We start from the raw sequence: 13,470 nt of genomic DNA on the forward strand, positions 1-13,470 counted from the left end.
TTTCGCGTGTGGCTATAGGGTTACTGTCGGTGGCAGTTGATGCCCAGCAAGTGGGACTCGGTGCTATGATTGCTGTTACGTAGGCCTATAGTGGACGAGGCCGAGCGAGAGGCCCTAGCGCGCCGCCGTGCCAGATGGATTCGGACAGATTCGCGTTAGTGAAATCTTGGGGAGAAATTGGGGAGAAAACAGCCTGATTTTCTTCCTATTACTGCTCACTACTGCTTACTATTGCAATGTACAATAGTAAGCAATTTCAACGAGTTACAGTGTTCATGCGGTTCTCCAGGGCACTGACTAGTGGCCTCCGAAGCCAAGGGTCGTGGGTTCGATCCCCGCCAGCCGCGCCATCATTCTTCGTAAAATCAAGCAAGTACGGAGTGCAGGAGCTTGCACAACAGTGCAAAGTTCAACATCACTTGGCACACTGACTGTGCCAAATTTGTGCCGCTTCCTTCGTGCATTTTTTGAGACACTGGCACAGTTCTTACTGCCGCTTGGGGATCAGTTGAGCTAACTTTTCTCGCTCTGCTTTTCGCATGTTCTTCCAGCGCTCTACGGACGCTTTGTCAGTAGGATCTACGGAAGCTGACAATGCGTGGCCCAGTATTACCCACTCGGTGAACATTGGGCGGTCACTGCAGACGAGTGCCACCATCTCAAGCGTAGGCTCGGTTTTCTTCAAGATGACTTTTCGCCAGTCGTCGGCGGTTATTCCGCATCTGTAACGTCCGGCCAGGTACTTGAAGAGCTCTTCACCCCGCGGAGAAGCGAACTCATCGATTACCCAGTTCAGCCTGTCACCGATCGTTTGGTTTTCCCGAATGACGGGCGGCTCGACACTGAAAGGAAAGTCTTCTTTTCCTGGCAAGTGGACACCTCGTACCAGCCATGCCTCGTCCTCAGGGTACGTTTCAACCCAGAAACTGACTTGATCCTTTCCCGCCTCCTGACGTCGGTAGAAGAAGTTCTTCCACTTCCACTCAGGGATACCGCTTGCTTCTTCGAGCAATCGGAAGCGGCCTCGATGGCCAAACCGAGTCTCGACCAGTTCACGTAACCGCTCGCTAAGCTCAACGTCTTTTAGAGTTTTTGTCATCTCTGGGAGTCCCGAAAGCACAACATCAAATAGTACGAACAAATCACACTATTTGATGTTGTGTACTAGCATGTGCTCATTAGTGCGAAAAATTTACACGATATGATAACACCTCTTCTCCAGCCCGAGCTTTTAGAAGTTAGTCAACTTGCACAATACTGCACAAATCACCAGCCAGTATTCGAAGTGATGCGTCAAGAAACCCAGCAGCACTTCACCTATCTGTCGACTTCCAGGCAACAAGCGACTGTTGTTCCGTTCATCAGACGTTCATGCCTGGATTGCTGGTCACGTCAGCGCCTGTGGAGTACCTCCTATGCCTACTACCGTGGTTCAGCCCATTGAGACAAAGCGTTCTCGGGGACGACCACGTAAGACAGAAGTAGCAGTGTCATCCATTCGAAACTCCACTTACAGCGTGAAATCGAATGAGTGATTCAGTGATTATTCGCCGCAAGGTTGCGTCGAACTTCACGGTCTTGGAAAACGCAATCATTCGTGATACGCGGTTGAGCTGGAAAGCTCTTGGTTTGCTGGTTCGATTGCTCTCTCTGCCGCCGAATTTCAAGCTACGTCTCGTAACGTTATCGCGAGAGAGACCAAGTGGCGCGACGCAACACGTTCTGGTCTGAAAGAGTTGGAAGACACTGGCTATCTAACGATAGTACGAGAGCGAGAAGCTTCGGGTAAATTCACAACAACTACCTGGATCATTCAGGACAAGCCTGAGAACCAACCAGAGTCGGGAAATCCGAACGTGGCAAAACCGACGACGGCTAGTACGAAGCCGGGAAGCCGACGCTAGTAAGTACTGGTTTAAAGCAAGAACTTTATATAACTACAACTACCCCGGACAGAAAACAATGTAATGCCAGATCAGCAATACCTTCACCAAGGAATTTCTGCCTGAGGACGTGTGGTCGCTTATGGCAGTTCATCTGCCGGTTCATAGCCAATCACCAAGAGGCGGACGACCGAGTATCAATGATCGTGCAGCACTGACTCGCATCCTGTTCGTCCTCATGACTGAAATACGTTGCTAATACCTTCCGCGTGACCTCGGCTGCGGCATGAGCACGACGTACTGGCGTCACCTTCACGAATGGACGCAAACGGGCGTTTGGCAGGTCACCCACTTCAACATATACCTAACCCACACTCTGCTACCCACTCTGACCCACGTTCACGCCCACGCCCACTCTCACACCCACTATTAGGGTAGGGAAGTTTAGGACAGGATGAGAAATGTACGGCCACGACAAGCCGTGCCCATACATCGGGAAAAACGCTCGGTCGCCTGTGGCTCCCAACGCACTTTCCCTTTTCTGCCAGCTCAGGGCTGCGCCCCGAGACCCATGTTTGAGTTGTAGTGAATCGCCACCGCGTACCACGCTGTGTGACCTAGCCTTGCGCATCAAGTGCTACACCGTGCAGTGGCCCACGTTATTTCCCTCACGCCGCAGTTTGCGCCACAGTTTTGTTGGCTTGTAGACCTCCAGGTTCGCCTGCCAGCTCTGTTTGATCTAAGTGCTCAGAACGTCATCTCGCTGGATGAGTCCTTTTTTAAAGAGCCGGCTAGTCGCTTCGTGACGAAGATCGTGGAACCTCAGATTTTTGACGTTCGCACGATGGGACTCGCACGCACAAGTGCCAGCGCTGAGCGCTTCGAGGGCTGCGTGAACAGATCGGGGCATACGGCAAATAGATGGAGCTGCGACAATCCTTCCATAAACACAACAGAACTCACGAGCCAGCTGTAATCAACTTAGTGATCGTCTCATGCGCGCGCAGGAGCGAAACGATTGGGCACATGCATCCATGTGAATCGCTCACGCGCAGCAGTTTGCGGCTCGGGGCCAACTTGGCTCCTGATCACTTCGAGTGCCCGGCCGTTCTGGATCGCTACGATGCGCTCCGCAGCATTGATAGTCTCCGGCCTGTGCGCTACCATAATTCGGGTCAGCGGCAGCATACCAAGCGCCGTGTTGACCTTCTGCTCGTTAGCGACGTCCAGATGGCTAGTGGCCTCGTCAAGCGCGAGAATTCTCGGCCGCTTGTACAGCGCACGCGCCAGCAGTACGCGCTGCTTTTGACCTCCGGACAGGCTGCCACCCATCTCGCCGACCAAGGTCTGGTACCCCATGGGCATGGCCAAGATCTCGTCATGGACCGCCGTGAGACGCGCACATTGCTCGGCAAGCCCAATATCAGTCTGGGCATCAAAAAAGGTGATATTTTCCAAGATCGAGCCAGCCAATAATGTGTCATCTTGCATCACCGTGCCGACTACTTGGCGGTAGGCGCGGTACCCGATCCGTGTAATAGGTACGCCACCTAGCAGTACCTCCCCTTCGGTAGGTGCGAGCAGCCCAAGGATGATTTTGCACAGCGTGCTCTTGCCGCAGCCCGACGGTCCGACTAGGGCCAAGCTCTGCCCAGCCGGAATGTTTAGGTCGATGCCGTCCAGCACCCACGGCTCACCGTCGCCGTAACGGAACTTCACGCCGCGCAGTGTGATTTCCGCATCGAGCCGGCTGCAATCAATATCGGTCTCGACTTCGGGCTCTGCTTCTTCCATCACGATATCCGCGAGACGTCCTGTGTGCATGCCCAGGAGTCGGATACTGAAAACCACATCGATCAGGTTGAAAATCCGCCCCGAAAATGTGGCTGCGTAACTGCTGAATGCAGTCAGCATGCCTACCGTTAGAGCATTGCTCATGACCAAACCCGCCCCCACATAAAAGATCGCCAGGCCTTGTGCAGAGAACAGTGCGGTATTTGCTACCTTGAAGAGGATTCCCAGCTTTTGGGTCTCGATCGCGCGGTTGATGGCATCCTGTTTCAGATTCAACCAGCGCGCCCGGCGTTCGGCGTCTCGGCCGAAAAGCTTTATCGGGGAAACGGCACGGATCGTTTCGAAGAAATGACTGCTTTCCTTCGCCCCCAAGATCAACTGCTCTTGTGATGCCTCTCGGAACGGCTGATAGAACAGCCAGCGCAGTAGCGCGTACGCCGCCACGCCAGCAATCACGATGATGCTCAGGTAGCCGCTGTAGGCGAACATGATGCCCAGCGCCAGCAGCGCCATGACGCCGTCAAGTACGCTCCCGACACAGACGCTGGTAAGCGTGTTCTGGATATCTGCAATGCTGCTAAAGCGCGACACAATGTCGCCCAGTCGGCGCTTCTCAAAAAACGCCACGGGCAGGCGTGTCATATGGGTAAACACACGGCTCGCCCATTGGAATCCGATGTCAATACTCCAGTGCATCAGGAACCAGCTGCGCACAAGTTCGATCGTGGTCTGCGTAACGGTCAATAATGCAAAGCCCGCAGTTAGGACAATGAGCAATTCACGGTCACCGGCGACGATGACGTCGTCGATTACGTATTGATTAAATAGCGGCGCCGCTATCGCAAACAACTCGAGTACCGCGGCAAGGCAAAAGACGTGTACCAGCGCCGTGCGCAAACCCAGAATTTTTCCTGTCAGCTGGCTCACTGATATCTGCTTGGTTTCGTCGGCAGGTTTAAAGTGCTGGTTCGGCGACAGTTCCAGCACCACACCAGTAAAGTGCTTTGACATCGTCTCAAGCGTCATCCGACGTTCACCCACGGCAGGGTCGACTAGCGTGACACTGATAGCGCCCGTTAGGCTCTTGTGGACCTTCTTCAATACCACAAAGTGCTTCAGATCCCAGTGCAGGATACAGGGTAGCTGTAGGGCAGGTATTTCCTCAAGTTCCAGACTCAGCGGCCGCACGGCCAGTTCTAGCACGGCGGCATAGCGCACAAGCTGCGTCATGGTGGCTCCCTTGAGGCTGACCGCAAAGCGCCTCCTCAGATCGCCCAGTTCGCAGCGGTAGCCGAAGTGATCGGCCACCATGGCAAGGCACGCCAAGCCGCACTCGCTCGCTTCGGTCTGTAATATGGTCTTCATAAGCTACCCAGCGCGGAGCGCACGCGGTCGAACCAGGAAGGCGATAGGAATGTCGCACTGATGTCACTGGCCCCGCCGATGCTGGTGACCGAAAAGCCTTGCCGGCGCAGCAGACTGATCAAACCAGGCTCGACCCGGTTGCCAACTCGTAGGTCAGGAAGGTGCAGCGCTCCGACGATGACGAAGGTCCTGTGGTGTTCGGAAATGGTTTTGGCGATGAGCGGAACCCAGGCATGGGTGCGTTGCTTGATCATGATTTCAAAAGTGCCCAAACTAAGGTTTGTCTTCAATCCCTTGTCCTGCAAGATCTGATCGCCGGGAGAAACTGGATCAATGGCACAGGGCACCGGGCGGTCGACGCACCGAACCGTTTCGTCAGTAACCTCCCCGGCGGCGACTGCTAGTTTGCCACGGGAGACATACAACGGATCGGATTGCTGCAGGCGCAGCAGGCGCGAAACCTGCAGGGCTTTATCAGCAACGAAATCGGCTCGGTCAGCAGCACTCGCGCTGCAGAACTGCGTTCGCCGGTCACTGAGCGTATCTAGGCCAATCGTCTTTTTCGATGTCGTGCCCTTGCCACGCAGGCGGAAGGAAACGCCTCCTTCATTGGCGACGTCATATGCTGGCCCGAGCGACGCTGTCGTAAACACGTCCAACGAGGTCGAAGTCAGGTATTCCGGCACGAGTGCCCAGCTTTCGAGCCAGTTCGGCACGTCAAGATGGCTATCCCGTGTCGCCTTAATCAAGGCGTCAAAGGCAAGATGCAAGCGCTGCGTGTGCAAACCCTTCGGATCGTCAAAGCAGGGCGCGCCGAGCGCGAACGATCCGTTCCGGAGCTGGTCCAGGCCAAAATAAGTCTCCATTACGGCCACCTCAGCCACCGCGTAACTCGGTTTCACGACGGTCTCAAAGTAGCGGTCGATCTCAACTGGGGTCTCGACGTGAGACTCGCCGACTAGCACGGCCTGTGTATTGCCTTTACTGACTAGCCATGCGCGCGGCGCCGTGGCAGCAGCGGCAGCGGCAGTTGAGAGTAACGTGGCGAACACAGCGGCTAGTACCGTATAGCTTCGAATGCAAGAGATCATCATAGTTTCGGACCCAGTGAGGCGTTGGCCCCGGCGAAGACCAGGGCCAACTGCCGAAAATGCCCGGCATTGATTATGGGAGATGACTCACCAAACTACTCAATGTCCCCTCGTCGTGGTGCTGCACTTTCCGCCTATGCAGGTGGTCGTAGTCACCGTAAACCCACCGGTGTAGCCTCCGTGGAGGGAGGCGCCACCATAGCTACCACCGGCGGAAACGGCGGGGTTTGGCGTCGTGGTGACCTGGTTGAAATATCCAGAACTTGTGGTAGTCACGGTCGACACGCCGCCGGCTCCGCAGGTTTGGGTCGTGGTGGTGCCCCCGGCGCTGTTGCTACTTGCCACGCAAGAGTTATTACTGGATCCCGAGCTGCCACCAAATAGACCAGAGATAAAGTTGCCGATTGATCCCCAAAAGCCGCCGCCGTCCTTGGATTTTTTGGCGATTGATTGTTGCTCCTCGGTCGAACCACCGGAGACCAAGTCCAACTCTTCGCTTGAAATGACTCGCATAATATGACATCCTTAAAAGACAGTTCGTGAAACGCATTCTGGTCAGAATGCAACTTAATGTCGTACGATGTGCTGCAATCACAACGTACGACTCTCGGCAGCACGGGCGAAAGTTGTCGCTGCCCGTGCCAACGATTCTGCGCGGCGCCTTTGGCTACCGGTACGCGACCGCCAACAGCGGCTCAGCAATCCACTCCCAGATCTTCCGGCGATCCTGAATCACATCGGCTTCCAGCGTCATGCCCGGCTTTAGGGGGTGTTCTTTTCCGTAGGTCGTGATTGTCTGTCGCGTTAACTTCACCTTTATGCGGTACAACGCTTCGTTGTTGTTGAAACCATTGATGTTCTGCTGGGCGTTACTGAGGATCGTGCTCGCCAAGCTGGGCGGCAGCTCGCCTGGTGCAAACGGCGTGGTGCTGACATCGCTCACAATGCCGCGTTGCAAGCCAAATTTTTGATATGGGAATGCCTGATAACGGATCAGTACTTCCTGGCCCGGCGCAACGAATCCGGCTGCACGGCTGGGGGCATATAGCTGTACCTCTAGTTCTCCCAACATGCCGTCACTCCTAGGGGACGGTTGTGGGGCCGGAATCATGGCGGCAAGCACTTGGCCGATGCTGATCGCTTGGCCAGCCTGATAAGTAATCGTCGTGAGGATGCCCGGCTCCCGTGCAGTGATCATGAGTGATTTGCGCGAACTGTTTTCGGCCATTTCACGGGCCAAGCTAGACTTGGCACGCGACAACTGCGATAGATCGCTCGCCATAGTTGTGTCAAGCCCGCTCAACTCGGCTTCAACGTCGCGCCTGCTTGATTGCAGTTGAACAACGTTACGGCGAACATCGCTGACACGTGCCGCTAGGTCGAGCAGATCATCCTGCTTTTGCTGCACCTGTGCCGATGACATATAGCCGCTTACCTGCAGCGATTCGTACTGTTTAAGACTGCGCTCTGCCAACTGATAGCGCCTTTGCGCCAACGCCAGTTCCTCATTCACGTGCTTGGTTTCCGCCGCCAGACTTTCGAGATGTTGTTGCAGCGCCTGGCGCCGCTGACGATTTTGTGCGACGCGCAAGCGCTGTTCGTTATCCAGACTGTGCTCTTCCGAAGCAAGCTGCCGAGATACGATCTCCGACACTTCTCCAGTGCCAACTTGTCGTTCGGTCGACAATTCGAACAATACTTGGCCGGCATGGACGTATTCTCCTTCGTGAAACACGCTCCTTACCAGTACGCCCGACGAGGGAGCAACTATGCTTAAGCTACCTCCCGTCGGCACAGTGATTCCCACAACGCTCCGGCCTTCCTAGTGACGCTGCCCGCGATAATAAAGACAACAAACGCCGCGCCGATCAATAGCGCTCCTACCGTAATCCAACGTGCAGAAATTGGCCGCGCCAAGCGAATGCTTCCGAGATCACCTCTATTTCTTCCCGAAGAGATTTCGGTTCGAAATAATGGCGTTGCGGCCCGTGTAGGTTTCGATTCAGCGCTCAAAAAATATCTCCGTTACTACCTACGTATCAGGTTCTACGAGGCACTAGCTGTTCGCCGCCAAGTGCAGGGCCTCGAGAAGACATAGGACCTTTGCATAATCGCTCCAGACATAGAGCGTACGTGATCCAATATAGGGGGACGCTGATTGTGGAGTATTGATTGTTGGCAATTTAGATTGCCTTGTGGGTAGAGAAGCGCAATCTTTGGCCGTTTGGCGATAATCAGTGGAGCGCGGATTTCCTGTACGGCAGCGGTCTTCGCAAAACACCGGACGGCGGTGCGCCGAATTCGTCGACGCTACCGTCGTACCTGACCGTCAACACGTCGCTTACGCATACCTGGGCCAAGACACCGGTCGGGAAGGTCGACGGCCGGGTGGCGATCACCAACTTGCTCGACCGTTCGTATCTGCTGCGTGACGGTTCGGGTGTTAGTGTCGGCGCGCCGCAGTATGGCGCTCGGCGTTCGCTGTACGTGGGACTCTCGACTAGCTTCTGACACCAAGGCCCGGCCGGCGGCGCCCTTTTGCCTGAGAGCGCTCGCCGGCGCGACCTAAGTGGCACAACAGCGCGTCAACTCCTCTCCTGTTCCAGACGAGGCAATCGTGCTTTTCGGACTCCGAATTCGTCCACAAGAAAAAGCAAACACGGCGCACCGCTTCCTGACCGAGATTGGAGCCATGACGCCTTGGGCAGCACTGGTGACTGCGCTCCTGCCGTACTTCCTGAAGAGCGGCAGGCGCGCAGTCACCAGTCGGGCTGGCACGAATGCTGCGTGTGTACGTCGCGCAGCAATGCTTTGGCCTGTCGGATGCGGGTATTGAAGACGCAATCTAAGTAGTCTTCCCAAATTTTTGAGTAAACTCGGACGAGGATTGCTGCAGGAGTCGCTGCCATGAAACGCTTGATGTTGTCCGATGCTGAGCGTCGGACGCTGCGGGATATGGGGATTTTCCATCCTCATCCACGGGTTCGGATGCGTGCCCAAGGCATCTTGCGGTTGAGTCAGGGACTGACGCTGCAAGAGACGGCTGACGAGTTCTCGGTGCATTTGAACAGCGTAGAGCAATGGCGCCAGCGTTGGAACAAGCTTGGGTTGACAGGGCTGTACGAGGGGCGCCATACGGGGCGGCCGCGGAAGTGGACGCCACAGCAACAGCAAGCGTTAGGCGAGTTGGCGCACTCGGAGGGCGGCACCATTGCCGCGCTGCTGCGCCACTTGAAGCAGCGCCATGATCACGTATCGATCAGCGACGGCACTGCTGCACGCTATCTCAAGGAAATGAAATTCAGCTATAAGCGCTACCGCTACAGTTTAAAAAAAACGCAACCAAGAGGCGTTCGAGCACGCCGGCAAGATCATCGAGGCTCTGGGCCGGCTCGACCATGAGCAACGGTGCGAATTGCTGTACTTCGACGAGTCAGGTTTCAGCCCGAATCCCTCATTGCAATACGGCTGGAGCCGAATTGGTGAAACCCGGTCCGTAGAGCCGCTGGCGCATCGGCAACGGGTCAACGTGCTTGGCGCATTGCGCCATGATGGCCAGCTGATTTGGACTACGCAACAGCGACCAACCAGGCGCGAAGACGTCATCGCCTTTTTCGATCAGATCGCCGACCAGCCGCATTCGGTGCCACGCATTGTGTTGCTCGATAACGCGGCCATTCACAAAGGCCAGGCAATGGAGAAAAAGCGGCGACGCTGGGCACGTCAGGGTCTGCACCTTTACGACTTGCCGCCCTACAGCCCGGAACTCAACCGCATTGAGATCATCTGGAAACATGCCAAGTACTTCTGGCGTCGTTTCGTCGCCATGAACGGCGCGGCACTGCTCGACGAAATCCGATCCTTGATGAAAGGTTTCGGGACAGAATTCACAGTAAATTTTTCCTGACTACTTAGTCACTGTTTTACGAATACATCGGCAATATATTGTATACACTCATCTTCAGGAAATTCACGAAGCTAATGCTTGACGGGCGGGTATTGATCAGTGGCTGTGCACTTGTGCATTATTGTGTGATGTGGCCTGCTAGTGACGGGATTGGCGGCTGGTTTGCTGAATCCGGTGCAGATTGGCATTGCCCTTGTTCGTTTGCTGTATTCCTTCTTTGCCGGACTGTTGTTGTCCTGTGTTGCCAAAGTTCGGTGCATCAAGCACGCCTTTCCACTAAGCAACCTGATTGTGGTCGTCGCGCCCTCCCTCCCGCGGTTGGGCGGCGATCACGGTACCTGGGTTAACGGCATCTACGAATCCATGCGTATTGTTTTCGTGTTCCCGCTCGTGGTTTACCTGGGCGAAAGCGGCAAGGTGACAAGCGGGCCAGTTATCTAGATTTTGCAGGTTCCTGAGGAAATATCCTACCCCATCTATATTATTTACTACCCCTTTGTTTACGCTTACACCGCATGGGTTGTCAGTCACCGGGTTAACGTCGCTGGAGGCGCTTCCTATGACTGTGATGACCTGCTGTGCTGCTTTGTGCTCGCTTACTTCTGTTGGCGATTCTATGATGTTCCGATCCGCCACCGATGGCAGCAGATACATGCATGCAGGAAAGGTACGTGTATTGGATGCAACTAATTTCCGTAAAATTAGTTACTAAATTTAGACTACAAGAAATCATTTCACCTGCGCACGATAGAACACACTTCAGAACTTGCATTTTTAAAAATGCTAAGATTGCATTTAAGTATTGATGAGGGACGTGTGACACTCTCATGTCAGGGTATCAATGCTTTTCTGCACGAGCTCTTCGAGCTGGGCTGCTCGGCAGCGTGAGGCGGTGGAACTTGCAGATGCGTACGGTATCTTGTTGTTTTTAAGGGCGAGTCACAACCGTGTGTTGAGAGCAGTTCTGTTTCCATGCTATATTAAAGTTATCAGAATTGCAAAAACTAATTTTACGGAATGCACTATGAAAGCAGATGAGGTCATTGCGGTAGTTGGCCTGGGCTATGTTGGCCTGCCTTTGGCTGTCGAGTTTGGCAAGAAAGCGAAAACGATCGGTTTCGACCTGTCGGCAGCCAAGATCGACAATTACAAGAAATGTATCGATCCTACGGGCGAGGTATCGACCGAGCAGCTGAAAGCGGCAGGGCACCTGGAAGTGACCACCGATCCGTCGCTGCTTTCCGAGGCCGACTACATTGTGGTGGCCGTGCCGACCCCGGTCGACATCGCCCACAACCCCGACTTCACCCCGCTGGCTGGTGCCAGCAAGACCGTCGGCAAGAATATGAAGCGCGGCGCGGTCGTCGTGTTCGAGTCGACCGTCTACCCGGGCGCCACCGAGGAAGTCTGCATCCCGATCATGGAAAAGGAATCGGGCATGAAGTGGAAGGAAGACTTCCACGTCGGCTTCTCGCCGGAGCGCATCAACCCGGGCGACAAGGAACATACCCTCACCACCATTCTGAAAGTGGTGTCCGGCGACGACGACGAGACCCTGGACCGCATCGCCAAGCTGTATGAATCGGTGGTGACGGCCGGCGTGTACCGCGCCTCCAGCATCAAGGTGGCCGAAGCCGCCAAGGTCATCGAGAACACCCAGCGCGACCTGAACATCGCCCTGATGAACGAACTGGCGATCATCTTCGACAAGGTCGGCATCGATACCCTCGAGGTCCTGAAGGCCGCTGGCACCAAGTGGAACTTCCTGCCCTTCCGTCCGGGCCTGGTGGGCGGCCATTGCATCGGCGTCGACCCGTATTACCTGACCCACAAGGCCGAGATGGTCGGCTACCACCCGCAGGTGATCCTGGCGGGCCGCCGCATCAACGACGGCATGGCCAAGTTCGTGGCCGAAAAGACCGTCAAGTCGATGATCTCGTCGGGCTTCCACGTGAAGGGGTCGAAGGTCAACGTGATCGGCCTGACCTTCAAGGAAAACTGCCCGGACCTGCGCAACTCGAAGGTTGCTGACATCGTACACGAACTGGAGTCCTACGGCTGCGAAGTGCACGTCTACGATCCGGTCGCCGACGGCGACGAAGCGCAGCACGAATACGGCATCAAGCTGGAAAGCTGGGAAAACCTGCCGAAGGCCGATGCCTTGGTGATGGCCGTGCCGCACAAGGAAGTGCTGGCCCGTTCGCTGCTCGACTTCCAGGCCAAGCTGAACGACAGCGGCTGCTTCATCGACGTCAAGTCCCAGTTCGATCCGAAGGCGATCAGCGAAGCCGGCTACTGCGTCTGGCGCCTGTAACACAGCCCACCATGACTGCCCGCGACCGCGGGCAGCCGCGCTATCAGTAAAGTGTCCCAATCGTGAACAAGATTCAAGAAGTCCAACAGCAGCTGCGTCAGCACAGTTACCACTGGCTGGTCACAGGCGCTGCCGGTTTCATCGGCTCGAACCTGGTCGAAACCCTGCTGAAGTTGAACCAGCGCGTCACCGGCCTCGACAGCTTCGTGACCGGCCACCAACGCAACCTGGACCAGGTGCGCGAACTGGTGGGCGAGACGGCTTGGTCGAACTTCACCTTCCTGCAGGCCGACATCCGTTCGCCCGACGATTGCGTGCGCGCCTGCCAGGGTGTCGATTTCGTCCTGCACCAGGCCGCGCTCGGCTCGGTGCCGCGTTCGATCGCCAACCCGCAGCTGACCAACGAAACGAATATCACCGGCTTCCTGAACATGCTGGTGGCCGCACGCGACGCCAAGGTCAAGCGCTTCGTCTACGCCGCTTCCAGCTCGACCTACGGCGACCATCCCGGCCTGCCGAAGGTCGAGGACACGATCGGCAAACCGCTGTCGCCGTACGCGGTGACCAAGTACGTCAACGAGCTGTATGCCGACGTGTTTGGCCGCACTTATGGCTTCGAGTCGATCGGCCTGCGCTACTTCAACGTGTTCGGCCCGCGCCAGGATCCGAACGGCGCCTACGCGGCCGTGATCCCGAAGTGGGTGATGGCCATGATCCGCAACGAGGAACTGTGCATCAACGGCGACGGCGAGACCAGCCGCGACTTCTGCTACGTCGACAACGTCGTGCAGGCCAACCTGCTGGCGGCGCTGGCCGGCAGCGACGCTGCCAACCAGGTGTACAACGTCGCGCTGAACGACCGCACCTCCCTCAACCAGCTGTACGCGATGATGTCCGGGCTGCTGGCCGAGCGCTTCCCGCACGTGGCCGCGCACAAGCCGACCTACGTCGATTTCCGTAGGGGCGACGTGCGCCATTCGCAGGCCGACATCGGCAAGGCCGCCAGGCTGCTGGGTTATGCGCCCACACACCGGATCGGCGAGGGGCTGAAGCAGGCCATGGATTGGTATGTCGATAACTTGCCGCGGTAGGCGCCGCAGTATGAGATCTGTATGT

The 13,470-nt window shown here is 56.0% G+C and carries 10 protein-coding genes and 1 pseudogene; 7 read left to right on the forward strand and 4 right to left on the reverse strand.

Features of this window, described 5'->3' with window-relative positions:
* Positions 1-487 precede the first annotated feature (487 nt).
* The 4 genes from ACI48D_RS06895 to ACI48D_RS06910 all read right to left on the reverse strand — a co-directional run bounded on the left by ACI48D_RS06895 (position 488) and on the right by ACI48D_RS06910 (position 7,868).
* A complete protein-coding gene (locus ACI48D_RS06895; protein WP_435570481.1) occupies positions 488-1,099 on the reverse strand; it encodes a hypothetical protein in 612 nt (203 codons plus the stop codon).
* A 1,777-nt stretch (positions 1,100-2,876) separates the two neighbouring features.
* Positions 2,877-5,042 carry a peptidase domain-containing ABC transporter gene (locus tag ACI48D_RS06900; protein WP_435570482.1) on the reverse strand — a complete coding sequence of 722 codons (2,166 nt, stop codon included), beginning with the start codon at positions 5,040-5,042 and terminating at the stop codon, positions 2,877-2,879.
* Positions 5,039-5,944: a TraB/GumN family protein gene (locus tag ACI48D_RS06905; protein ID WP_435570483.1), complete on the reverse strand. Its 906-nt coding sequence runs from the start codon at positions 5,942-5,944 to the stop codon at positions 5,039-5,041. Before ACI48D_RS06905 ends, ACI48D_RS06900 begins: the two co-directional genes overlap by 4 nt.
* 856 nt (positions 5,945-6,800) lie before the next feature.
* Entirely contained in the window at positions 6,801-7,868 is a 1,068-nt protein-coding gene (locus ACI48D_RS06910; RefSeq protein ID WP_435570484.1) for an HlyD family secretion protein, read from the reverse strand.
* Between the two features lie 458 nt (positions 7,869-8,326).
* On the opposite strand from ACI48D_RS06910, the gene ACI48D_RS06915 reads away from it, so the two are divergent.
* The 7 genes and pseudogenes from ACI48D_RS06915 to ACI48D_RS06945 all read left to right on the forward strand — a co-directional run bounded on the left by ACI48D_RS06915 (position 8,327) and on the right by ACI48D_RS06945 (position 13,445).
* Positions 8,327-8,644: a hypothetical protein gene (locus tag ACI48D_RS06915; RefSeq protein WP_435570485.1), complete on the forward strand. Its 318-nt coding sequence runs from the start codon at positions 8,327-8,329 to the stop codon at positions 8,642-8,644.
* A gap of 86 nt (positions 8,645-8,730) precedes the next feature.
* Positions 8,731-8,979 (forward strand): annotated as a pseudogene (locus tag ACI48D_RS06920) (IS5/IS1182 family transposase); the annotation flags it as partial.
* 61 nt (positions 8,980-9,040) lie between these two features.
* The gene (locus tag ACI48D_RS06925) at positions 9,041-9,535 is read left to right on the forward strand and encodes a helix-turn-helix domain-containing protein (RefSeq protein ID WP_435570486.1); all 495 of its coding nucleotides are present in this window, start codon (positions 9,041-9,043) and stop codon (positions 9,533-9,535) included.
* A complete protein-coding gene (locus tag ACI48D_RS06930) occupies positions 9,516-10,040 on the forward strand; it encodes an IS630 family transposase (protein WP_435570560.1) in 525 nt (174 codons plus the stop codon). Before ACI48D_RS06925 ends, ACI48D_RS06930 begins: the two co-directional genes overlap by 20 nt.
* A 162-nt stretch (positions 10,041-10,202) precedes the next feature.
* On the forward strand, positions 10,203-10,481 hold the full coding sequence (locus ACI48D_RS06935; protein ID WP_435570487.1) for a hypothetical protein: 279 nt from the start codon (positions 10,203-10,205) through the stop codon (positions 10,479-10,481).
* A 583-nt stretch (positions 10,482-11,064) separates the two neighbouring features.
* Positions 11,065-12,354 carry a nucleotide sugar dehydrogenase gene (locus tag ACI48D_RS06940; protein WP_435570488.1) on the forward strand — a complete coding sequence of 430 codons (1,290 nt, stop codon included), beginning with the start codon at positions 11,065-11,067 and terminating at the stop codon, positions 12,352-12,354.
* 59 nt (positions 12,355-12,413) lie between these two features.
* Entirely contained in the window at positions 12,414-13,445 is a 1,032-nt protein-coding gene (locus tag ACI48D_RS06945) for an SDR family oxidoreductase (protein WP_435570561.1), read from the forward strand.
* The last annotated feature ends 25 nt before the right edge of the window (positions 13,446-13,470 follow it).

It is taken from the genome of Massilia sp. LXY-6, from assembly GCF_051233485.1.
GTDB lineage: Bacteria > Pseudomonadota > Gammaproteobacteria > Burkholderiales > Burkholderiaceae_D > Telluria.